This is a genomic window from Neisseria sicca, assembly GCF_003044565.1.
GTDB classification, from domain to species: Bacteria; Pseudomonadota; Gammaproteobacteria; order Burkholderiales; family Neisseriaceae; genus Neisseria; species Neisseria sicca_A.
The window spans coordinates 54,659-76,878 of the sequence record NZ_POXG01000006.1 but is presented as its reverse complement, the minus strand read 5'-3'; the positions used below and the strand labels follow the sequence as shown (position 1 = coordinate 76,878).

At 51.7% G+C, this 22,220-nt stretch carries 19 protein-coding genes; 12 read left to right on the top strand and 7 right to left on the bottom strand.

All coding sequences use genetic code 11. From position 1 onward, the window contains the following. Nucleotides 1–82 precede the first annotated feature (82 nt). From ychF to DBZ16_RS11380, 6 genes are all read left to right on the top strand, one after another. Complete coding sequence (ychF, locus tag DBZ16_RS11410) at nt 83–1,174, top strand: redox-regulated ATPase YchF (protein WP_107814078.1); 1,092 nt, start codon at nt 83–85, stop codon at nt 1,172–1,174. 2 nt (nt 1,175–1,176) lie between these two features. Beyond that, nucleotides 1,177–1,995 (top strand): Dam family site-specific DNA-(adenine-N6)-methyltransferase, encoded by an 819-nt coding sequence (locus DBZ16_RS11405; protein ID WP_107814077.1) that lies wholly within the window; start codon nt 1,177–1,179, stop codon nt 1,993–1,995. Next, nucleotides 1,985–2,800 carry a DNA-methyltransferase gene (locus tag DBZ16_RS11400; RefSeq protein ID WP_107814076.1) on the top strand — a complete coding sequence of 272 codons (816 nt, stop codon included), beginning with the start codon at nt 1,985–1,987 and terminating at the stop codon, nt 2,798–2,800. Before DBZ16_RS11405 ends, DBZ16_RS11400 begins: the two co-directional genes overlap by 11 nt. Continuing rightward, on the top strand, nt 2,793–3,335 hold the full coding sequence (locus DBZ16_RS11395) for a hypothetical protein (RefSeq protein WP_049248514.1): 543 nt from the start codon (nt 2,793–2,795) through the stop codon (nt 3,333–3,335). The genes DBZ16_RS11400 and DBZ16_RS11395 overlap by 8 nt, the downstream gene beginning before the upstream one ends. Nucleotides 3,336–3,354: 19 nt before the next feature. Beyond that, nucleotides 3,355–4,653 (top strand): tyrosine--tRNA ligase, encoded by a 1,299-nt coding sequence (gene tyrS / locus DBZ16_RS11390; RefSeq protein ID WP_107814075.1) that lies wholly within the window; start codon nt 3,355–3,357, stop codon nt 4,651–4,653. A 481-nt stretch (nt 4,654–5,134) separates the two neighbouring features. After that, entirely contained in the window at nt 5,135–5,692 is a 558-nt protein-coding gene (locus tag DBZ16_RS11380) for an NADAR family protein (protein WP_107814073.1), read from the top strand. Nucleotides 5,693–5,758: 66 nt separating this feature from the next. Here DBZ16_RS11380 and ccoP read toward each other — a convergent pair whose 3' ends face one another. From ccoP to ccoN, 4 genes are read right to left on the bottom strand one after another with little or no spacing between them, the layout of a single operon-like run. Then, nucleotides 5,759–7,117 carry a cytochrome-c oxidase, cbb3-type subunit III gene (ccoP, locus tag DBZ16_RS11375; protein WP_107814072.1) on the bottom strand — a complete coding sequence of 453 codons (1,359 nt, stop codon included), beginning with the start codon at nt 7,115–7,117 and terminating at the stop codon, nt 5,759–5,761. Between the two features lie 30 nt (nt 7,118–7,147). Continuing rightward, nucleotides 7,148–7,315, bottom strand: coding sequence for a cbb3-type cytochrome oxidase subunit 3 (locus tag DBZ16_RS11370; protein ID WP_019270010.1), 168 nt, complete (start codon nt 7,313–7,315; stop codon nt 7,148–7,150). A 4-nt stretch (nt 7,316–7,319) separates the two neighbouring features. Further along, complete coding sequence (gene ccoO, locus DBZ16_RS11365; protein WP_003741675.1) at nt 7,320–7,931, bottom strand: cytochrome-c oxidase, cbb3-type subunit II; 612 nt, start codon at nt 7,929–7,931, stop codon at nt 7,320–7,322. Nucleotides 7,932–7,954: 23 nt separating this feature from the next. Beyond that, nucleotides 7,955–9,388 carry a cytochrome-c oxidase, cbb3-type subunit I gene (ccoN, locus tag DBZ16_RS11360; RefSeq protein WP_197067790.1) on the bottom strand — a complete coding sequence of 478 codons (1,434 nt, stop codon included), beginning with the start codon at nt 9,386–9,388 and terminating at the stop codon, nt 7,955–7,957. Nucleotides 9,389–9,717: 329 nt separating this feature from the next. On the opposite strand from ccoN, the gene DBZ16_RS11355 reads away from it, so the two are divergent. The 4 genes from DBZ16_RS11355 (at nt 9,718) to DBZ16_RS11340 (ending at nt 13,855) form a co-directional block, all read left to right on the top strand. Beyond that, nucleotides 9,718–11,481: a M61 family metallopeptidase gene (locus DBZ16_RS11355; RefSeq protein WP_107814071.1), complete on the top strand. Its 1,764-nt coding sequence runs from the start codon at nt 9,718–9,720 to the stop codon at nt 11,479–11,481. Nucleotides 11,482–11,545: 64 nt separating this feature from the next. Beyond that, the gene (locus DBZ16_RS11350; protein ID WP_107814070.1) at nt 11,546–12,238 is read left to right on the top strand and encodes a hypothetical protein; all 693 of its coding nucleotides are present in this window, start codon (nt 11,546–11,548) and stop codon (nt 12,236–12,238) included. Nucleotides 12,239–12,274: 36 nt separating this feature from the next. After that, nucleotides 12,275–12,715 carry a TIGR01244 family sulfur transferase gene (locus DBZ16_RS11345; RefSeq protein WP_107814069.1) on the top strand — a complete coding sequence of 147 codons (441 nt, stop codon included), beginning with the start codon at nt 12,275–12,277 and terminating at the stop codon, nt 12,713–12,715. A gap of 222 nt (nt 12,716–12,937) precedes the next feature. After that, complete coding sequence (locus tag DBZ16_RS11340; RefSeq protein ID WP_107814068.1) at nt 12,938–13,855, top strand: lysophospholipid acyltransferase family protein; 918 nt, start codon at nt 12,938–12,940, stop codon at nt 13,853–13,855. Between the two features lie 126 nt (nt 13,856–13,981). On the opposite strand, the gene DBZ16_RS11335 is transcribed toward DBZ16_RS11340, so the two are convergent. Continuing rightward, entirely contained in the window at nt 13,982–15,616 is a 1,635-nt protein-coding gene (locus DBZ16_RS11335; protein ID WP_003740734.1) for a CTP synthase, read from the bottom strand. Between the two features lie 192 nt (nt 15,617–15,808). On the opposite strand from DBZ16_RS11335, the gene DBZ16_RS11325 reads away from it, so the two are divergent. Next, nucleotides 15,809–17,119, top strand: a complete 1,311-nt coding sequence (locus DBZ16_RS11325) for a sulfate adenylyltransferase subunit 1 (RefSeq protein WP_107814066.1) — start codon at nt 15,809–15,811, stop codon at nt 17,117–17,119. Nucleotides 17,120–17,592: 473 nt separating this feature from the next. Here the strand turns inward: DBZ16_RS11325 and DBZ16_RS11320 are convergent, their stop codons facing one another. Both DBZ16_RS11320 and edd read right to left on the bottom strand, forming a co-directional pair. Further along, nucleotides 17,593–18,231: a bifunctional 4-hydroxy-2-oxoglutarate aldolase/2-dehydro-3-deoxy-phosphogluconate aldolase gene (locus tag DBZ16_RS11320; protein WP_107814065.1), complete on the bottom strand. Its 639-nt coding sequence runs from the start codon at nt 18,229–18,231 to the stop codon at nt 17,593–17,595. Nucleotides 18,232–18,444: 213 nt separating this feature from the next. After that, complete coding sequence (gene edd / locus DBZ16_RS11315; RefSeq protein WP_003741552.1) at nt 18,445–20,280, bottom strand: phosphogluconate dehydratase; 1,836 nt, start codon at nt 20,278–20,280, stop codon at nt 18,445–18,447. 464 nt (nt 20,281–20,744) lie between these two features. Here edd and zwf point away from each other — a divergent pair, with 464 nt between their 5' ends. Continuing rightward, nucleotides 20,745–22,190: a glucose-6-phosphate dehydrogenase gene (gene zwf, locus DBZ16_RS11310; protein ID WP_107814064.1), complete on the top strand. Its 1,446-nt coding sequence runs from the start codon at nt 20,745–20,747 to the stop codon at nt 22,188–22,190. Nucleotides 22,191–22,220: the final 30 nt, after the last annotated feature.

The window sequence follows — 22,220 nt, the reverse complement described above, 5'->3', positions numbered from 1 at the left end:
TTCAGACGACCTTTACAGTTTTTGAGTCATTCCCCGATATGCTATAATCCGCCGTTAAACTTTTATCTTTTCAGGAAAAACCATGAGCTTGAAATGCGGCATCGTCGGCCTGCCCAACGTCGGCAAATCCACCCTCTTTAACGCGCTGACCCAATCGGGCATCGAAGCAGCGAACTATCCCTTCTGCACCATCGAACCCAACGTCGGCATCGTCGAAGTGCCCGACCCGCGCATGGCGGAGCTGGCGAAAATCGTCAATCCGCAAAAAATGCAGCCCGCCATCGTCGAGTTCGTCGATATTGCCGGTTTGGTTGCAGGTGCGAGCAAAGGCGAAGGCTTGGGCAACCAGTTCCTCGCCAACATCCGCGAAACCGACGCCATCGTCAACGTCGTGCGCTGCTTTGACGACGACAACATCGTCCACGTCGCAGGCAAAGTCGATCCGATTGCCGACATCGAAACCATCGGCACCGAACTGGCGCTTGCCGACCTCGCCAGCGTCGAAAAAGCCATCATCCGCGAAGAAAAACGCGCCCGCTCAGGCGACAAAGACGCGCAAAAACTGGTCGAACTGTGCAAAAAACTGCTGCCGCATCTGGATGAAGGCAAGCCCGTCCGCTCCTTCGGTTTGGACGCGGAAGAACTCGCCATGCTCAAACCGCTGTTCCTACTCACCGCCAAACCCGCCATGTATGTCGGCAACGTTGCCGAAGACGGTTTTGAAAACAATCCGCACCTCGACCGCCTGAAAGAATTGGCGGAAAAAGAAAACGCCCCCGTCGTCGCCGTTTGCGCCGCGATGGAGAGCGAAATCGCCGAATTGGAAGACGACGAAAAAGCCGAGTTCCTCGCCGAAATGGGCTTGGAAGAACCCGGCCTCAACCGCCTGATTCGCGCGGGCTACGACCTCTTGGGCCTGCAAACCTACTTCACCGCCGGCGTCAAAGAAGTCCGCGCCTGGACCATCCACAAAGGCGACACCGCCCCGCAAGCCGCCGGCGTCATCCACACCGACTTCGAACGCGGTTTCATCCGCGCCCAAGTGATTGCCTACGACGATTTTGTGTCGCTCGGCGGCGAAGCCAAAGCCAAAGAAGCCGGCAAAATGCGCGTAGAAGGCAAGGAATATGTCGTGCAGGACGGCGATGTGATGCACTTCTTGTTTAACGTGTAAACATGGCAGTACTCAAACCGTTTTTAAAATGGGCAGGCGGCAAATTCAAACTTGCTCCTTTTATTCACAAAAACCTGCCTAACCGAACCGGCAAACGTTTGATTGAGCCGTTTGCCGGTTCGGCGGCTGTATCTCTGGCTTTGGATTTTGATGCCTACATATTGAATGATACCAATGCCGATTTGATTAACCTGTATCGTATTTTGAAATCAGAAAAGCAAAGTTTCATTGACTTTGCTCATTCGTTTTTTACCCCTTCAAATAATCAAGAAGCCCGCTTTTATGAACTGCGCGAGCAATTCAACAACAGCAATGATGTTGCCGAACGTTCCGCAATATTTATCTATCTGAACCGTCATGCTTTTAACGGCTTGTGCCGTTACAACAGCAAAGGCAGATTTAATGTACCGTTTGGAAAATATAAATCTCCTTATTTTCCTGAAACGGAAATGCAGGGGTTTATCTGTAAAGCTGATCGCATGGAATTGATGAACGGAGATTTTCAGACGACCTTAATGCTGGCAGGCAGCGATGATATAGTATATTGTGATCCACCTTATGTACCTTTAAGTGAAACTGCTTCATTTACTGCTTATGCAACAGGCGGCTTCGATTTTAACGATCAAATCCGCTTGGCAACCATCGCACAACAAACCGCAGAGCAAACCCAAGGTGTGTTGATTTCCAATCACGACACTGAATTCACCCGAAAAATATATCAAGGCGCACGAATAGAAACCATTGATGTACAAAGAAATATTGCCGCAAACGGCAGCAGCAGACAAAAAGTAGGCGAATTATTGGCAATTTATGGCAAATGAATTTAATATTCTGAAAGAAGAAGCCACCCGTTACCATACCTGTCTGAAAAAATACGTTTCAAACGGCATTGTGATTTATAACGAGGACACTTTCAAAGTGATGCGTCGGATTTTGGACAAATATCCGGAAGGTTGCTTTGACATGATATTCGCCGATCCTCCTTATCTGCTTTCCAATAACGGTTTCTCTTGCCAAAACGGAAAAATGGTTTCTGTAAACAAAGGGGACTGGGACAAATCCAAAGGCTTGGCAGCAGATTTGGAATTTCACGAAGAATGGCTACGTTTGTGCTACGCACTTTTAAAACCAAACGGTACGATTTGGGTTTGCGGCACACAGCATAATATTTACTTAACAGGTTATCTGATGCAAGTCATTGGTTACCATCTTTTAAACAACATCACATGGGAAAAAACCAACCCACCGCCCAATCTATCCTGCCGCTTTTTTACCCACTCCACCGAAACACTGCTTTGGGCAAAGAAAAACAAAAAAGCCAAACATATTTTTCATTATGAAGTGATGAAAGCACAAAACGGAGGCAAACAAATGAAAAGTGTTTGGCAAATTGCTCCGCCGAACAAAGCAGAGAAACAATTTGGCAAACACCCGACACAGAAACCGACAGCTTTGGCGGAACGCTGCATTCAGGCTGCTTCCAATATCGGAGATTTGATTTTCGACCCATTTATGGGCAGCGGCACGACAGGTGTTGCGGCATTAAAGAATGGGCGGAATTTTTGCGGATGCGAATGGGAACCGGATTATTTTGAATTAGCTAAAAAGAGATTGAAAAATGATTAAAGGCGGAAAAGGTGGCGGTAATACCACTACCGGATTACATTTTGAACAACGAACAGATATTAAGCAGTTATTTGAACAAATTGACGGCTATGAAATCAAAAACTCCACCAATAAAACCGGATATGAAATTTGGTTTAAAAATGAAAAATTAGCATACTGTTTTAAAAAACAGGAACTGTATCGCTTTCTAGAACAGGAACCATATAATATTAATTGGCGAGAGCATCTTTCCAAACGTTTAGAACCTGACAATGCACTATTTGTCATAGTGCGGGATACCCTGTTTATCATTGAAATCAAATTTCAGCAAGTCCCGGGTTCTGTAGATGAAAAACTGCAAACCTGTGATTTCAAACGTAAACAATATAGTAAATTAGTACGGAATTTAGGCTGGCGTGTCGAATATGTTTATGTATTGAATGAATGGTTCAAAAATCCTGTTTATAAAGATACATTAGATTACATCCATTCCATGAACTGTCATTACCTATTTGATGAAATTCCTTTAAAGTGGCTCGGATTACCACACAAATAACTCTCACAGGACAACCACAATGAAATCAGTCATCAAAGACCTCCAATCGCGCGGCCTTATCGCGCAAACGACCGACATCGATGCTTTAGACGCTTTGTTAAACGAGCAAAAAATCGCCCTCTACTGCGGTTTCGACCCGACCGCCGACAGCCTGCATATCGGCCACTTGCTGCCCGTATTGGCATTGCGCCGTTTCCAACAGGCGGGGCATACGCCGATTGCCTTGGTGGGCGGCGCGACCGGTATGATCGGCGACCCCAGCTTCAAAGCGGTGGAGCGCAGCTTGAATTCCGCCGAAACTGTTGCCGGCTGGGTAGAAAGCATCCGCAACCAACTGAAACCGTTTTTGAGCTTTGAAGGCGAAAACGCCGCCATTATGGCGAACAATGCCGACTGGTTCGGCAGCATGAACTGCCTCGACTTCCTGCGCGACATCGGCAAGCATTTCTCCGTCAACGCTATGCTGAACAAAGAATCCGTCAAACAGCGTATCGAACGCGACGATGTGGGCATTTCCTTCACCGAATTCGCCTATTCCCTGCTGCAAGGCTACGACTTTGCCGAACTGAACAAACGCCATGGCGCGGTTTTGGAAATCGGCGGCTCCGACCAATGGGGCAACATTACCGCCGGTATCGACCTGACCCGCCGTCTGAATCAAAAACAAGTATTCGGTCTGACTCTGCCGCTGGTCACCAAATCCGACGGCACCAAATTCGGTAAAACCGAAGGCGGCGCGGTATGGCTGAACGCGAAGAAAACTTCGCCGTATCAGTTCTACCAATTCTGGCTGAAAGTTGCCGATGCCGATGTGTATAAATTCCTGAAATACTTCACCTTCCTGTCTATCGAAGAAATCGACGCCATCGAAGCGAAAGACAAAGCCAGCGGCACCAAGCCCGAAGCGCAACGCATCCTTGCCGAAGAAATGACCCGCCTGATTCACGGCGAAGCCGCCCTGCAAGCCGCGCAGCGCATTTCCGAAAGCCTGTTTGCCGAAGACCAAAGCAGCTTGACAGAAAGCGACTTCGAACAGCTCGCCCTCGACGGCCTGCCCGCATTTGAAGTTTCAGACGGCCTCAACGTCGTCGAAGCCTTGGTCAAAACCGGCTTGGCATCTTCCAACAAAGAAGCGCGCGGTTTTGTGAACAGCAAAGCGGTATTGCTCAATGGACAAGCCGCCGAATCGAACAACCCGAACCACGCCGCCGAACGCCCCGACGATGCCTATCTGCTGACCGACGCGCACAAACGCTTCGGCAAATACACCATCGTACGACGCGGCAAACGCAACCACGCGCTCTTGGTTTGGAAATAAGCCTTAAATGATAAAGGTCGTCTGAAAACGTTTTTCAGACGACCTTTTTTTCTATCGGTAATGGCATGAATAGCGGATATATAGTGGATTAAATTTAAATCAGGACAAGGCGACGAAGCCGCAAACAGTACAGATAGTACGGCAAGGCGAGACAACGCCGTACTGGTTTAAATACTTTCATCTATATCTTCCGCGATACAGTAAATTAACTTTCAATCAGTATGGTATCCTCTTCTCTTGTTGTACCATCTATATTCTCTGAGGTTTCATCCCGTCCTGATTTAAGGTTAATCTCCTGCGCCTGCGCATATCATGAGTCTTAAATCACGCAACACCCTATCGATCTGAATTTATAGTGGATTAAATTTAAACCAGTACGGCGTTGCCTCGCCTTGCCGTACTATCTGTACTGTCTGCGGCTTCGTCGCCTTGTCCTGATTTAAATTTAATCCACTATAATACACAATAAGAAAGAAATACCATGCCTGCACTCTACTCTCTTGCTGATTTGAAAGCCGCCTATCAGCGCAAAGAAAAGCTGAAATATCTATACTTCTGGGGACATACTCCAAAACATAAAAATGAAACAGACAAAGCCGTTTTCAGCCAATGGTATCCGGCACCCTTTGAAATCGACGGCATCCGCTATGCGACTGCCGAACACTATATGATGGCTGAAAAGGCAAAATTATTCGGTGCAGAAGATATCCGACGCCAAATCATCGCTTCTGCGCATCCAAAACAGGCGAAGGATTTAGGGCGACAAGTCATCGGATTTAAAGACGACATTTGGAACGCCCACCGCTTCGATATCGTTTGCAAGGGCAACCATGCAAAATTTAGCCAACACCCCTATTTGAAACGCTTTCTACTTGGCACAGGCAGCCGCATTCTAGTGGAAGCCAGTCCAGTAGATACAATCTGGGGAATCGGACTTGCTCAAGATGACCCACGCGTTCAAAATCCGCTGCAATGGCGAGGCTTAAACCTGCTTGGCTTTGCTTTAATGAAAGTACGGGACGAACTTCAGGTCGTCTGAAAGCAACTTCAGACGACCCCATAAAAAAACGCACCTTATTTAAAGGTGCGTTTTAATTTCTACGATTTAGAATTTGGCGCCGGATTGGTTGGCCATATAGTCAACCGCAGCTTTGACTTCGTCATCGCTCAGGCTTGAGTTACCGCCTTTTGCCGGCATGGAGTTGAAGCCCTCAATCGCGTGTTTGTGCAGGGTATCTTTACCTTGTTTGATACGCGGAGCCCAATCGTCTTTCTTGCCTATGCCTGGAGCACCGGGGATGGTGCCGCCGTGACACATTTTGCAGTTGGCTTCAAAAACAGCTTTACCGTCTACTTTAGCAGAAGAAGCGTCTGCTTTTTCTGCAGGTTTGGCCTCAGCAGGAGCAGCCGCTTTTGCATCAGTTGCTGAAGCAGCTTTTTCATCTTGAGCCGGAGCGGAAGCAGATGAAGCGGCAGTAGATGATGCAGCGGTAGAAGCAGGTGCTGGGGCAGGTTCAGCTTTTTTCACGGGCGCTTTGCCGTCTTTGTTAGACAGACCCCATACATACGCAGTCATGATGTGGAGTTTGTCTTTATCCAAGAAATGACCCCAAGCAGGCATCTGGCTGTGTCGACCGTTGGTGATGGTTTCGATAATCGATTTTTGAGTACCACCCCACAACCATACGTCGTCAGTCAGGTTCGGACCCAAACCTTGGATACCTTGACCTTTATCGCCGTGACAGGTAAAGCAGTTTGCCGGAGGACCGCTGAACAATGCTTTACCGCGGGCAGCGCGTTCTTCATCGTATTGGTCTTTAGGTTTGGACAAGGACATGACATAGTTTGCCACATCTTTTACGCGTTCTTCACCCAGTGCAGGACCCCATGCAGCCATTTGTGCCGTACGGCCTTTTTCAATGGTCTCATGGATTTTCTCAGGCTCGCCGCCCCACAACCAATCGTTGTCGGTCAAATTCGGGAAGCCTTTGGAACCTTTGGCATCAGAACCGTGACATTGGATACAGTAGGTATTGAAGAGGTTTTGACCGATGGCGCGTGCTTCAGGATCTTTTGCCACTTTCTCAATCGGCATTTTGGCAAATTTGGCATAAACTTTGCCGTACTCTTGATCAGCTTTAGCCATTTCTTTCTCGTATTGTCCCTTGCTGCTCCATTTCCACTGTCCTTTATAATCGCCCAAACCCGGATACATGACCAGGTAGCCGATACCGAACAGCCAAGTACAGACATACAGCCAAAACCACCAACGCGGCAGTGGGTTGTTGTATTCTTCAATACCGTCCCATTCATGACCTGTCGTTTTGACTTCTTCGCCCTTTTTAGGACGCTTCACAACGTTTTGGGAAAGCAGCAGCCATGCCAAGCCGATAAAGCTGAGCACGACAATAACTGCAATGTATATATTCCAGAAATTGCTGGTAAATTGGGATGTTGTGTTCATTCTTTTGCTCCGTGATCACGGACTAAACTGTTATCGCCCGTCTTTTTCAGACGACTCTTTATCATCATTGTCGAAAATACTGTTGGCAGCATCATCGTAGTTCTTTTTATTACGTCGATTAAAAACAATATAAAGCACTAAGATGAAGCTGATAAAAACCCAAACAGTGAAGAGCGAGCGAGCCCAGTTTGCGTCCATGATGTTACCTTACGTTTTTCAATGCCAAGCCTAAGCCTTGCAGGTATGCAATCACCGCATCCAGCTCTGATTTGTCTGCCAAAGCTTCAGGAGCTTTTGCAATCTCTTCATCGCTGTAAGGCGTACCAACTTTACGCAGGGCTTTCATATGCGCCACGGTTGCTTCGGCATCAACTTTGTTGCGTGCAAGCCATGGGAAAGCAGGCATATTGGACTCCGGCACAACGTCGCGCGGATTCAGCAAGTGGATGCGGTGCCATTCGTCGGAATAGCGGCCGCCCACACGAGCCAAGTCCGGACCGGTACGTTTGGAACCCCATTGGAACGGATGGTCATAAACAGACTCACCGGCAACGGAGTAGTGACCGTAACGTTCGGTTTCTGCACGGAACGGACGAATCATTTGAGAGTGACAGTTGTAACAACCCTCGCGGATATAGATGTCGCGACCAGCCACTTGCAAAGCGTTATAAGGTTTCACACCTTCAATAGGCTGGGTTACAGCCTTGGAGAAGAACAGCGGCACGGCTTCAATCAACAGACCTACGCTGACTACAAGCAGGGTAAATACAATCAGGACGCCGACTTTTTCTTCAGCTAATTGTTGTAATTTCATTTTGGTAGCCTTTTCTTATGTTTTTAGTGGTGCTGGGTTTGAGACACCGCGGGAATCTCGGCATCAACCGCTTTGCCACTGATGGCTGTACGGTAAACGTTGTATGCCATGATACACATACCGCTCAGGTACAGCAGGCCGCCGGTGAAACGAATCATGTAGTAAGGCATAGTGCGTTTAACTGACTCTACAAACGAATAAGTCAAAGTACCGTCCGCATTCAGAGAACCCCACATCAGACCTTGCAATACACCGGCAATCCACATGGAGGCGATATACAGAACCACGCCGATGGTCGCGATCCAGAAGTGTGCTTCCACCAATTTGGTGCTGTACATTTCATTTTTGCCGAACAGGCGGGGAATCATATAGTACACGGAACCAATGGTCACGAAACCTACCCAGCCCAATGCGCCGGCATGAACGTGTGCAACGGTCCAGTCAGTGTAGTGGCTCAAAGCATTGACGGTTTTGATGGACATCATCGGACCTTCGAAGGTGGACATACCGTAGAAGGAAAGAGAGACGATCAAGAATTTCAAGATAGGGTCGGTACGCAGTTTGTCCCATGCGCCGGACAAGGTCATGATACCGTTGATCATACCGCCCCAAGAAGGTGCGAACAGAATCAGGGACAACACCATACCCAAGGACTGGGTCCAGTCAGGCAGAGCGGTATAGTGCAAGTGGTGAGAACCTGCCCACATATAGGTAAAAATCAAAGCCCAGAAGTGGACGACGGACAGGCGGTAAGAGTAGACCGGACGGCCTGCTTGTTTCGGCACGAAGTAGTACATCATGCCCAAAAAGCCTGCAGTCAGGAAGAAACCTACGGCATTGTGACCATACCACCATTGAACCATGGCATCGATTGCGCCCGCATAAACCGGATAGGATTTCATGAAGCCCGCAGGAATGCTCAGGTTATTGACGATGTGCAACAGGGCAACGGCCAAAATGAAACCGCCGTAGAACCAGTTGGCAACGTAGATGTGTTTGATTTTACGTTTGGCAATCGTACCGAAGAATACGATGGCGTAAGCAATCCAAACCAAAGCGATCAGGATGTCGATAGGCCATTCCAATTCAGCATATTCTTTAGCTTGGGTATAACCCAAAGGCAGGCTGACGACTGCGCCAACGATAACCGCCTGCCAACCCCAGAAGGTAAATGCCGGCAGCCATCCGCCAAACAGGCGTGCATTACAGGTACGTTGAACAACGTAGTATGATGTACCCATCAGACCGCAACCGCCGAACGCAAAAATTACTGCGTTAGTGTGCAACGGACGCAGACGGCCAAAGTGGAACCAGGGGCCGACATCTGATAAATCGAGGGCGGGGGCAAACAATTGGGCGGCGACAATGACGCCGACCAACATGCCCACAATGCCCCAAACTACGGTCATGATGGCGAACTGGCGCACCACTTTGTAGTTATAAGTTTGTGTGTCCATGAGAGTCTCCATGAATTATGGGAATAAAAATTTTTTATCTCACTTTGCCGTATGCATTTTGAAAAAACGCAATAAGGGCTAAGTTTAAATTTTTCTAAATTTAACATATAAGACAAGCCTAGCCAAGCGGAATTACATTTCACACCATATGGCCACACCATCGATTTTTTATATTTTTTACTTTATAATCATAATATTATTTTAAAACCCTCCCAATAGTACTACTTTATTTTTTCAAGCCTCCCTTTTGAATAAGGCTTTATTGATATAAATTAAATTGCATAACCTAATCTCCATATTCATAAAATTTAACAAATGTACCAATAGACATGATTAATTACAAAATCACCCCTAACCCGCTCGCCCACGAGTGGCACATCCGCCTAACATTCCGACAAGAACATGATTTGGAAACAGAAATCAGCCTTCCGAACTGGGTTCCCGGCAGCTATCTGATACGCGATTTCTCGCGCCACATTACAACCATCCGCGCCTTTTGCAATGGCGAATATACCCATCTGACCCAAGTCAAAAAAAACCGATGGCACACTGCCCCACAGTCCGGCGAGTGGGAAATTTACTACACCATTTACGCCTACGACCTGTCCGTCCGTGGCTCGTTTTTGACTGCCGAACGCGGGTTCTTTGACGGCGCATGCCTCTTTTTGCAGGTAAACGGACAAGAAAACAGCACACACCAAATCGAATTCCCCATCCTGCCGAAAACATGGCGGATTGCCACCACTCTGCCCCAAACCAACGTCCACAGCTTTCAGACGACCTCCTACCACGACTTAATCGACCACCCTGTCGAACTGGGCAACATCGAATTTCTCGATTTTGAAGCCGGCGGCATCCCACACCGCATCGCCTTAAGCGGCCACTATCCCGATTTCGACCGCGACCGCCTCGTGTCAGACATCCGCACAATCTGCGAAACCGAACTGGCAATGTTCCCATCCCCTGCCCCGTTCACGCATTACCTCTTTCTGCTCCACGTCGGCGACAACATCTACGGCGGACTTGAACACATCAGCAGCACCGCCCTGCTCGCCGACCGCCACAGCCTGCCGCCGCACGGCATGACCGAAGCCAACGACGCCTACACCCAACTGCTCGAACTGTTCTCACACGAATACTTCCACGCTTGGAACGTCAAATCCATCAAACCCGCTGTTTTCGCCCCCTACGACCTCGACCGCGAAAACTACACCGAGCAACTCTGGGCGTTTGAAGGCATCACCTCATACTACGATGACCTCTTCCTCGCCCGCAGCCGCACCATCGCCCCCGAAGCCTACCTGCGCCTGCTCGCCCAAAGCATCACCCGCGTGCAGCAAACCAAAGGTCGTCTGAAACAAAGCCTTGCTGAATCCAGCTTCACTGCTTGGAACAAATTCTACAAACAAGACGAAAACAGCCCCAACGCCATCGTCAGCTACTACCAAAAAGGCGCACTCGCCGCCCTCTGCCTCGACCTCGCCATCCGCAGCAAAAGCAGTGGGCAACACACCCTCGACAGCGTCATGCAGCAACACTACCGCGATTGGCTGGACACCCGGCAAGGCATCCCCGAAAAACAATGGCAAGCTCGTTGCCAAGCGTTTACCGGTCTGGACCTCGAAGACTTTTTTCAGACGACCCTCTACACCACCTCAGACCTGCCCCTCGCCGAACTCCTCGCCACCATAGGCATCGGACTGCAATGGCAGGCGCAACCGCACAGCCACGGCGGCGCATTCCTGCCCGAACCACCAACCGAAACGCCTGCCCCCGCGTCCGACTTCGGCGCAAGGTTCAAACAAAACAGCGACCATGCCACCCTGACTCACGTCTTCAACAGCGGCAGCGCAGAAAACGCCGCCCTCTGCCCGCAGGATAAAATCATCGCCATCGACGGCTACGCCTGTACCGACCTTGCCGCACAGTGGGCGCAACTCCCCATCGGCGCCAGCGCCCGCCTCCACTACTTCCGCACCGGCATCCTGTACGTCGCCGACATCACCGTCCAAGCCGCCGAAGCCGACACCGCCGTCCTCTACATTACCGACCGCGAATTATTTGAAAACTGGCTTTATAATGACCGAGCCTGATTTTCAGACGACCTTAAATGCCAGATCGAGGTCGTCTGAAACATCTACACCGAAAGAAACAACCGTGAAAAAACTCCTTATCGGCATCACCGCCCTGTTACTCAGTTTGCACGCCACTGCCGCCCCCAAATCAGATTCGGCAATCAAGGTAGGAAAAGAAATTGCCGTCTTCTACAAAAATCCCTCTGCCGAACGCGCTGCCTCTTTGATGGACCAGCTTGTCAAAGCCGATCTCATGCGCGAAACCACCCTTGCATGGGGGACGCAAGCGCTACAAAAATATCCTCAAGGCAGTACCATTTGGTGTGACAACATCCAAACTTATCAAGGCGACGCCCTAACCTTTTCCGCCTACACCCTCGCCCTGACAGGCACGTCTCAAGCCCAAACCTGTCTCGACAGCCTGACATTAAATACCGAGCTTAAAAACAACCTTAAAGAAAACAAAAGCTTCCATCCGCTTCAAGAACCCATCATCTCCCCTGCATCACTGGATTTTCATTGGGTAACTTATTTCGCCACCGGCAATCCGAAAGCGGTCGAACGTATCGTTGACTACATCATCAAAGCCCAAACGGCTGCCGCCCAACGCCCTGACCATGTAGACCTCACACTTGCCGCTGCCATTTGGTCAACCCGATCCAACATGGAACAAGATACAGCCATTGACAGCATTGTCCGCAAATACATACAAAAACAGTCCGAAGCCAATAAAAAACTATTGGAACAAGCCCTGTTAACCCCTCAAGACGACTAAAATCAATCCATCTTCAAACGTAGAAAAGGAAAACCCATGTCTATCCAAAAACTTGCCGACAACCTCTACATCGCTCCACAACTGACCGAAGCAGATGTACAAGAAGCCGCCAAACTCGGCATCCAAACCGTCATCTGCAACCGTCCTGACGGCGAAGAAGAAAACCAAGTGACTTTCAAACAAGTCGAAGGCTGGCTTGAAGCTGCGGGCATCCGCGAGCACCACCATCAACCCGTTGTCGCGCCCGCCATCAACGCCGCCGATGTCGCCGCCTTCCAAAACCTGCTCAAAAGCGTTCCCCAACCCGTTCTCGCCTACTGCCGCACCGGCACCCGCTGTTCACTGCTCTGGGGCTATCATCAGGTGCAAAACGGCGCAAGCGTCGCCGAAGTCGTCGCTGCCGCACAACAAGCAGGCGTCAATCTGAGCAACTTCGAAGCCCGCCTACAAGACGCGCAACAAAACGGTCTGGCGTAACACGCTATCCGTTTACCCAAACGCAAAGGTCGTCTGAAAAACCGTTTCAACGAAATGAAACTGGTTTCAGACGACCTTTTTATGCGCCATGCCGTTTGGCGAACCGAATGAACGCATCCGACATTTTAAGCATGGCGGCAATCCGATACATTCGGACGAAACTCAATATCCAGACCTGCCGTTTTCATTTACAATCCTCCCGTTCCATCTCGTCACTATATTATGCAAATCCTGCTCACTTTTTTGTTTAAATGCTTTGCGGCGCTGCCTTTGCCGCTTTTACACGCGCTGGGGAATGCGGCGGGCGGTTTGGGCTATCATCTGCTCAAAAGCGACCGGCAGCGTGTGTTCGACAATATGCGGCTTGCCGGATTGAATCCCGAGCCTTCGTCGGTCAAAGCCGTTTTCCGCGAAACGGCGAAAGGCGGGCTGGAATTGCCCGTCGCCTTTTTCAGACGACCTGAAAGCATTGAAACGCTGTTTAAAGAAGTGCACGGTTGGGAACATGTCCAATCGGCTTTGGACGCCGGAGAAGGACTGTTGTTTATTACCCCGCACATCGGCAGCTACGACCTCGCCGGACGCTATATCAGCCAGCAGCTGCCGTTTCCGCTGACCGCCATGTACAAACCGCCTAAAATCAAAGCCTTGGATTCCGTCATGCAGGCAGGGCGCGTTCGCGGCAAAGGGAAAACCGCCCCCACCAATATTCAAGGGGTCAAACAAGTCATTAAGGCTTTACGCTCCGGCGAAGCGACGATTGTCCTGCCCGACCATGCACCCTCCCCTGAAGAAGGCGGCGACGGCGTATGGGTACCTTTTTTCGGGAAATACGCCTACACCATGACGCTGGCGGGCAAACTGGCGCAAGTCAAGGGCGTGAAGGCGCTGTTTTTCTGCGGCGAGCGTTTGCCGAACGGCAGAGGGTTTGCGCTGCACATCGAGCCTATGCGCGGCGAGCTGAACGGCGACAAACAACACGACGCGCAAATTATCAATGAAAACACCGAATACTGGATACGCCGCTTCCCAACCCAATATCTGTTTATGTACAACCGCTACAAACAGCCCGCAGGCGCACCGCTTCCGCCCGATTGGAAACCGGAACCCGGTTGGAAACCTGAGCAAGTAGAAGACTGAACATTCCTTATAGGTCGTCTGAAAAGGCGACTGATACCCTGCTTCTCTTCACCATCACCATGCAAACACAAAAAAGCACCTCAATCGAAGTGCTTTTTCTATTTTCAGACGACCTTTTGCCGAGCATCAGCCTTTTTTATTGTTCAACGCGGCTTTGACAAACGCGGTGAACAAAGGATGGCCTTTGCGCGGGTTGGAGGTGAACTCGGGGTGGAACTGGCAGGCGAAGAACCAAGGATGGTTCGGCAGCTCGATGGTTTCGACTAAGCGTTCGCGTCCTGCGGATACGCCGCCGATAACCAAGCCTGCCTGTTCTAGCGTGGGAACGTAGTTGTTGTTGACTTCGTAGCGGTGTCGGTGGCGCTCGCGGATGTGTTCGCTGCCGTAGATTTTGGCGGCGAGGCTGCCCGCTTTCAATTCAACCTCTTGCGCGCCCAAACGCATGGTGCCGCCCAAATCGGCGGATTCGTCGCGGGTTTCGACGCTGCCGTCGGCGGTTTGCCATTCGTCAATCAGGGCGACGACGGGCGCGGCGCATTTGAGGTCGAACTCGGTGGAGTTCGCGCCTTTCAAGCCTGCCACATCGCGGGCATATTCGATCAGCGCAATCTGCATACCGAGGCAGATGCCCAAGTATGGCACATTGTTTTCACGGGCGTAGCGCACGGCGGCGATTTTACCTTCCACGCCGCGCGAACCGAAACCGCCGGGAACGAGGATAGCGTCCATGTCTTTGAGCATGGAAACGTCGCCGTTGTTTTTCTCGATGTTTTCGCTGTCAACGAAGGTGATTTGCACGTCGGTTTCGGTGTGGATACCCGCGTGTTTCAAGGCTTCGATCAGCGACTTGTAGGATTCGGTCAAATCGACGTATTTGCCGACCATGGCGATTTTGACGGTGTGTTTCGGATTTTTGATGGCATGGACGATTTTTTTCCACGCGGTCAAATCCGCCTGCTGTACGTTCAGCTGCAACTGCTCGGTAATGATGTTGTCGATGCCTTGGTCGTGCAGCATTTCGGGGCATTCGTAGATGCTGTCCACGTCGTAGCTGCCGACAATCGCGCGCTCTTCCACGTTGCAGAACAAGGCGATTTTGCGGCGTTCGTCCGCCGGCATTTCCCTGTCCATGCGGCAAATCAGGATGTCGGGCTGCAAACCGATGCTCAACATTTCTTTAACGGTATGCTGGGTCGGCTTAGTTTTGATTTCGCCGGCGGCGGCGATGTAGGGGACGTAGCTCAAGTGGGCGAACAAGGTGTTGTTGCGTCCCAACTGGCTGCGCATCTGACGGATGGCTTCCAAAAACGGCAGCGATTCGATGTCGCCGACCGTACCGCCGATTTCGACGATGGCAACATCGTAACCCGCCGCGCCTTCGTGGATGCGGCGTTTGATCTCGTCGGTAATGTGCGGGATGACTTGGACCGTGCCGCCGAGGTAGTCGCCGCGGCGTTCTTTGGCGATGACGTTTTCGTACACCTGCCCCGTGCTGAAGCTGTTGCGGCGGGTCATGGTGGCGTTGATGAAACGTTCGTAGTGTCCCAAGTCGAGGTCGGTTTCCGCGCCGTCGTCGGTCACGAACACTTCGCCGTGTTGGAACGGACTCATCGTACCGGGGTCGACGTTGATATAAGGGTCGAGCTTGAGCATGGTCACGTTCAGACCGCGCGATTCGAGGATGGTGGCAATAGAAGCGGCGGCGATACCTTTTCCGAGTGAAGATACGACGCCGCCGGTTACGAAAATAAATTTAGTCATGATGCAGTACCCATGTTGGAATACGGAATTTTACCTTTAAGCGGGTTTTCTGGCAAACGCGGGAAGCCGACCTCGTCTGAAAGAAAACGCCCGAATATAACGAAATCATCTTTTTTTAAAACCAAGCGTTCTTTCCCATTTTCAGACGACCTCATTAAAGTAACGTGCAATCCGAGAATTAAGGAAAGAACCATGACCGCAACCACCGCCCCACTTTTGCGCTTCATCACCGCCGGCAGCGTCGACGACGGCAAATCCACCCTCATCGGCCGCCTGCTCTACGACAGCAAAACCCTGCTGACCGACCAGCTCGACAAACTCAACCGCGCTGCTGAAAACGGCGAAACACCCGACTTCGCCAGCCTTACCGACGGACTTGCCGCCGAGCGCGAACAAGGCATCACCATCGACGTCGCCTACCGCTATTTCGCCACGCCCAAGCGCAAATTCATCATCGCCGACACGCCCGGACACGAACAATACACCCGCAACATGGTAACGGGCGCATCGACCGCCGATGCCGCCATCGTCCTGATAGACGCAACGCGCGTCGATTTTTCCGGCAGCGAACCCGTCCTTCTGCCTCAGACCAAACGCCACAGCGCGATTCTGAAACTCTTAGGCTGCCCCAACATCATCGTCGCCGTCAACAAACTCGACCTGCTCGACTTCGATGAAACCAAATATCAGGTCATCACCGCAGCCTACCGCAAGCTGGCGGAACAAATCGGCCTCCAAGCCCAAATCCACTTCCTGCCCATCAGCGCGTTAAAAGGCGACAACATCGTCAACGCCAGCAGCCAAACCCCGTGGTATCAAGGTTTGCCGCTTTTGCCCCTGCTCGAAAGCCTGCCTGTCAACCGCCAAAACGCCGCCGACCAAGCCGCCCATTTCCCCGTACAGCGCGTCGCACGGCAAGACGGCAGCAGCAGCGACGACTTCCGCGGCTATCAAGGCAGACTGGAAGCAGGCCGTCTGAAAACCGGCGACGAAATCAAAGTCCTGCCTAGCGGACACACCGCCAAAATCGCCGAAATTTATAATCCCAACGGCAAAACCGAATCCGCCGAAGCGGGCGAAGTGCTGACCGTCACGCTCGACAACGATCTCGACATCTCGCGCGGCAACAGCATCGCCGCCGCCGACAGCCCCGTCGCGCCCGAACAGCAGTTCCAAGCCGCGCTGTGCTGGTTCGACGACATCCCGCTCAACCTGCGCCGCAAATACCTGCTGAAACACACCACCCAAACCACCCCCGTCAAAATCAGCGCGATTTCCTACGTTTGGGACGTGAACACCCTCAGCCGCGTCGAATCCGCCGACACGCTCAAACTCAACGACATCGGCAGCGTCAGTCTCAAAACCCAGCAGCCGATCGCCGCCGCGCCCTACGAAGAAAACCACGCCCTCGGCGCGTTCATCCTGATAGACGAAGCCACCAACCACACCGTCGCCGCAGGCATGATACGCAAGGCTGACCAAGCGGACAGTTTTGAAATTTGAAACAGAGGCATCTTGAATTGAAGAGGTCGTCTGAAAATCCGAAGCAGAGTTTTTCAGACGACCTCTTTAGTATGACAGACTAAGGCAGAAAATATCGCCAGTCGGCTTTAAGCCTGCGGCGTTGCCTTGTCTTCATCCAACGCGATGGAAATTACAGCGGATTAAATAACGGAATCGCGGCATGGCATTTTTTATAGTGGATTAACTTTAAACCAGTACGGCGTTGCCTCGCCTTCGCTCAAAGAGAACGATTCTCTAAGGTGCTGAAGCACCAAGTGAATCGGTTCCGTACTATCTGTACTGTCTGCGGCTTTGTCGCCTTGTCCTGATTTTTGTTAATCCACTATATTTGGACACATGGCAAAAGGTCGTCTGAAAATCCAAAATCAGATTTTCAGACGACCTTTGTATTGCTTGTATAACCCTAACAGTCAGACAAGATGGCTTCTAAATATGACTGAGTTCTTGAAGCATCAGGCTTTGGGTTTCAACGCCGCCGCTTCTTTGGCGAGGCGGGTGATGGTGTCCCAGTCTTTGTTTTTCACGGCTTCTTTCGGTGTCAGCCATGAGCCGCCGACGCACAAGACATTGGGCAGTGCCAAGTAATCGGGGGCGGTGGCGAGGCTAATGCCGCCGGTCGGACAGAAGCGTACGTCGGCATAAGGGCCGTAGAGGGCCTTGAGCATGGCTTTGCCGCCGACGACTTCGGCGGGGAAGAGTTTGAGGGTGTCGATACCGTGTTCCAAAGCCAGTTGGACTTCGCCCGGAGTGGCTACACCGGGAATCAGTGGGATGCCGCTGTTGTGGCTGGCTTTGGCGAGGGATTCGTGCAGGCCCGGGCTGATGGCGAAAACCGCACCTGCGTCTTCGACGGCTTTGAGTTGTTCGGGGTTGGTAACCGTACCCGCGCCGACGATGGCGTTGGGCACTTCTTTGACAATCAGGCGGATGGCGTCGAGGCCGACGGGGGTGCGCAGGGTGATTTCGAGGGTGGGGATGCCGCCTTCGACGAGGGCGTGGGACAAATCGACGGCAGTGCTTAAGTCGTCAATCGCCATCACAGGCACAACTGCGCCTGCGCTCAGGATTTCGCGGGGGGTCAGTTTGGACATTTCGGTTCTCCAGGTGGAATGGGGTTGTCGTTTTTGTTGAGGTCAAACGGGATGGGGGGGGTTAAGTTTTCAGACGACCTTTGGGGTAAAACATTCTGATGTTGCTTGGGTTTTGTTCGCGGGCAAAGCCCACGCTACGTCTGCATCTATTTTAAACGGCTCCAATAATTTTTCAGACGACCTTCCGTTTGAAAAGGTCGTCTGAAACGTGCATCAGGCAAATTCGCCGCCGAAGCTCATGGCGCCGGTTTCTGCGCTGCTGGTCATGCTGCGGAAGTTGGCGAAGAGTTCGCGGCCGCAACCTTGTTGGTTCGCACTCAAGTCGATGCGCTCGACTTCGCGGGCGTTCCATTCGGCTTCGTTAATCAGGACGTTGAGTTCACCGGTAACGGAGTCGAAGCGGATCAGGTCGCCGGTACGGATTTTGGCGATGTTGCCGCCCATCAGGGCTTCGGGCGTCATGTGAATGGACGCGGGCACTTTGCCGGACGCGCCGGACATACGGCCATCGGTCAGCAGCGCCACTTTAAAGCCGCGGTCTTGCAGGATGCCCAAAGGCGGGGTCAATTTGTGCAACTCGGGCATACCGTTGGCGCGCGGGCCTTGGTAGCGGACAACGCAGACAAAATCGCGTTCCAACTCGCCGCGCTCAAACGCAGCCAACACTTCGCGTTGGTCGTTGAACACGATGGCGGGCGCTTCGATGATGCGGCAACCTTCGCGCACGGCGGACACTTTAATCACGCCGCGTCCGATGTTGCCTTTCATCAGGCGCAGACCGCCGTCTGGGGAGAACGGGTTGTCGGCTTTGCGCAGGATGTCGTCGTTGCCGCTGGTTTCGGGGGCTTCGCGCCATTCGAGTTTGCCGTCGATGAGGAAAGGCTCTTTGGTGTAGTGGCGCATACCGTGTCCGACGACGGTATCGACATCGTCGTGCAACAGGCCTGCGTCCAGCAATTCGCGGATAACGAAAGGCAGGCCGCCCGCTGCGGTAAAGTGGTTCACGTCAGCCTTGCCGTTGGGGTACACGCGGATCAGCAATGGGATGATAGAAGAAATTTCGTCGAAGTCGTCCCAGTTCAAAATCACGCCTGCGGCGCGCGCCATAGCAACGAGGTGCATGGTGTGGTTGGTCGAACCGCCGGTCGCCATCAGACCAATCAGGGCGTTGATGAAGGATTTTTCGGTCAACATTTCGCCCAAAGGTTTGATGGTGCCGTTTTTGATGCCGCGAGCGAGGTGTCCGGCAGCGTAGCGGGTCAGGGCTTCGCGCAAATCGGTATAAGGATGGACGAAGGCGGCGGCGGGCAGGTGTACGCCCATCATTTCCATCATCATTTGGTTGGAATTTGCCGTACCGTAGAAAGTGCAGGTGCCGGGGCTGTGGTAGGAACCCATTTCGCTTTCGAGCAATGCGTCGCGGCCAACTTTGCCTTCGGCGAAAAGTTGGCGGGTGCGGGCTTTTTCTTTATTGCCGATACCGCTGGACATCGGGCCTGCGGGGACGAAGATGCCGGGAATATGACCGAACGAAAGCGCGCCTATCATCAAACCCGGTACGATTTTGTCGCACACGCCCATAAACAGGCTGCCGTCGAACATTTGGTGCGACAAGCCGACGGCGGTGCTCATGGCAATCACATCTCGGGAGAACAGCGACAATTCCATACCGGCATAGCCTTGCGTGATGCCGTCGCACATGGCGGGCGTGCCGCCGGCAACTTGCGCGGTTGCGCCGTTTTTCTGCGCTTCGTCTTTAATTTGGTCGGGGAAGTCTTTAAACGGCTGGTGTGCGGAAACCATGTCGTTGTAGGCGGTGATGATGCCTAAGTTGGGAACGGTGTCCTGGAGCATTTCGATTTTGATGCTTTTGGGCATGGCGGCGTAACCGTGCGCCAAGTTGCTGCAACCGAGCTGGTTGCGCTCCAGCCGTCCCATTTGTTTGGCGCTGCGGATTTTCGCCAGATATTTTTCGCGGGTCGGACGGCTGCGCTCGATGATGCGCTCGGTGATTTCGGCGAGCTTGGGGTGGATAGGAGTGGGGTTCATGTTCGATCTCCTGTCGGAAGGGGGTGGTATGGGGATTTTGTTTGCGCGTTTCTGATTTTTTGTATTGGGTGTGGGGCGTTTGGCGTTTCAGACGACCTTTCAAACCATATAGAGGTCGTCTGAAAGCCTCACTCTATATATGTAGGCTATTATAATATAAAACTTGTAATTTAGTTACAAAATAATCCGCTAAATGTAAGAAATTTGATTTAAATCGTGATATGCGTCATTTGTGAAAATCTACCCGACCAAACTCATCAAACTTTTAAACTAAGTCAAATAATTTGTAAAAATGAGAATAGACAAAATGTGTAGCCATGTGTAGTATTACTACTCACTAGCCCGCCTGTTTTGAAATTTTGGTGCAGGCGATTGGTTTCCATAGCTTTTACGCCGCAAGCCGCCCGTCTTTCACGGCATTTAACGGCACCGGCACAAAGCCCTCCTCAACGAGAGATAAAACGATGAGTACACAAACAAATTTTGATTTGGTGTTGTTCGGCGCGACCGGCGATTTGGCAATGCGCAAGCTGCTGCCTTGTCTGTATCAGGCGCACGTTGCAGGGTTGCTCAATCCTCAGGGTCGTATTTTGGGTGTCAGCCGCAGCGATTTGGATACGGCGGACTTTTTGGCAAAAGTGGAAACCAACTCCAAAATCCATGTCAAACAAAACTTTTCAGACGACGCTTGGGCATCGTTCGTCAAACGCATCGAATATCTAAAAGTGGACGTTACCGAAGAAGCCGATTTTGCCGCTTTGGGCGAAACGGTCAAAGCCCGCAAAGAAACCGACAACGTCATCATTTACCTTTCCACCGCGCCGAAATTCTTCGCACAAGCCTGTGAAAACCTTGCCAAAGTCGGTCTGAACGCCGACAACGCGCGCGTCGTTTTGGAAAAACCGCTGGGTACCGACCTCGCCTCTTCCCAACAAATCAATACCGATGTCGCCCGCTACTTCAAAGAAAGCCAAATCTACCGCATCGACCACTACTTAGGCAAAGAAAGCCTGCAAAACCTGCTGGCGCTGCGTTTTGCCAACGTGATGTTCGAGCCGTTGTGGAACAACAAATATATTGAGAGCGTACAACTGACCATCGCCGAACAGCTCGGCGTGGAAGAGCGCGGCGAGTTTTACGACATTACCGGCGCGCTGCGCGACATGGTGCAAAACCACCTGATGCAAATGCTGTGCATGACCGCGATGGAAGCGCCCGCCAGCTTGGATGCCGACGCAGTGCGCGATGAAAAAGTCAAAGTCATCAAATCTTTGAAACCGCTGACCATCGAATCCGTCAACGAAAACGTCGTGCGCGGACAATACACCGCCGCCAAAGGCATGAACGGCTATCTGGAAGAAATCAACGTTCCGCAAGACAGCTTCACCGAAACCTACGTCGCCATCAAAGCTGAAATCGAAAACGACCGCTGGAAAGGCGTTCCCTTCTATCTGCGTACCGGCAAACGCATGGCGGGCAAAGTGGCGGAAATCGTATTGAACTTCCGTCCGCTGCAAAACCATATTTTTGAAAACAGTCAAGCCGCGCCAAACCGTTTAGTTATCGAATTGCAGCCGACCGAATCCGTGCGCCTCTATACGCAGATGAAAACGCCGGGTGCAGGCAACAAAGTCGAAATCGTGCCGCTGGCAACCGACTTGGAAAAAGCCCTCGAAGGCCGCCGCGCCGAAGCTTACGAACGCCTACTACTGGATGTCATCAACGGCAAACTCGCCCTCTTCAACCGCCGCGACGAACTCGAAGCCGCTTGGGAATATGTGATGCCGATTTTGGACAACTGGGCAAGCAACACAACCCCGCCGCACGGCTACGACGCGCATTCATGGGGTCCGGAAGCCGCCCGCGAACTCTTGGCGCGCGACGGACATAAGTGGCACGAAGACCAGTAAAGCCTTTTCAGACGACCTTTGCTTGAAGCG

Coding starts and splice junctions, on each gene's coding strand:
- ychF (WP_107814078.1), top strand. CDS start 83: ATGAGCTTGAAATGCGGCATCGTCGGCCTGCCCAACGTCGGCAAATCC.
- DBZ16_RS11405 (WP_107814077.1), top strand. CDS start 1,177: ATGGCAGTACTCAAACCGTTTTTAAAATGGGCAGGCGGCAAATTCAAA.
- DBZ16_RS11400 (WP_107814076.1), top strand. CDS start 1,985: ATGGCAAATGAATTTAATATTCTGAAAGAAGAAGCCACCCGTTACCAT.
- DBZ16_RS11395 (WP_049248514.1), top strand. CDS start 2,793: ATGATTAAAGGCGGAAAAGGTGGCGGTAATACCACTACCGGATTACAT.
- tyrS (WP_107814075.1), top strand. CDS start 3,355: ATGAAATCAGTCATCAAAGACCTCCAATCGCGCGGCCTTATCGCGCAA.
- DBZ16_RS11380 (WP_107814073.1), top strand. CDS start 5,135: ATGCCTGCACTCTACTCTCTTGCTGATTTGAAAGCCGCCTATCAGCGC.
- ccoP (WP_107814072.1), bottom strand. CDS start 7,117: ATGAACACAACATCCCAATTTACCAGCAATTTCTGGAATATATACATT.
- DBZ16_RS11370 (WP_019270010.1), bottom strand. CDS start 7,315: ATGGACGCAAACTGGGCTCGCTCGCTCTTCACTGTTTGGGTTTTTATC.
- ccoO (WP_003741675.1), bottom strand. CDS start 7,931: ATGAAATTACAACAATTAGCTGAAGAAAAAGTCGGCGTCCTGATTGTA.
- ccoN (WP_197067790.1), bottom strand. CDS start 9,388: ATGGACACACAAACTTATAACTACAAAGTGGTGCGCCAGTTCGCCATC.
- DBZ16_RS11355 (WP_107814071.1), top strand. CDS start 9,718: ATGATTAATTACAAAATCACCCCTAACCCGCTCGCCCACGAGTGGCAC.
- DBZ16_RS11345 (WP_107814069.1), top strand. CDS start 12,275: ATGTCTATCCAAAAACTTGCCGACAACCTCTACATCGCTCCACAACTG.
- DBZ16_RS11340 (WP_107814068.1), top strand. CDS start 12,938: ATGCAAATCCTGCTCACTTTTTTGTTTAAATGCTTTGCGGCGCTGCCT.
- DBZ16_RS11335 (WP_003740734.1), bottom strand. CDS start 15,616: ATGACTAAATTTATTTTCGTAACCGGCGGCGTCGTATCTTCACTCGGA.
- DBZ16_RS11325 (WP_107814066.1), top strand. CDS start 15,809: ATGACCGCAACCACCGCCCCACTTTTGCGCTTCATCACCGCCGGCAGC.
- DBZ16_RS11320 (WP_107814065.1), bottom strand. CDS start 18,231: ATGTCCAAACTGACCCCCCGCGAAATCCTGAGCGCAGGCGCAGTTGTG.
- edd (WP_003741552.1), bottom strand. CDS start 20,280: ATGAACCCCACTCCTATCCACCCCAAGCTCGCCGAAATCACCGAGCGC.
- zwf (WP_107814064.1), top strand. CDS start 20,745: ATGAGTACACAAACAAATTTTGATTTGGTGTTGTTCGGCGCGACCGGC.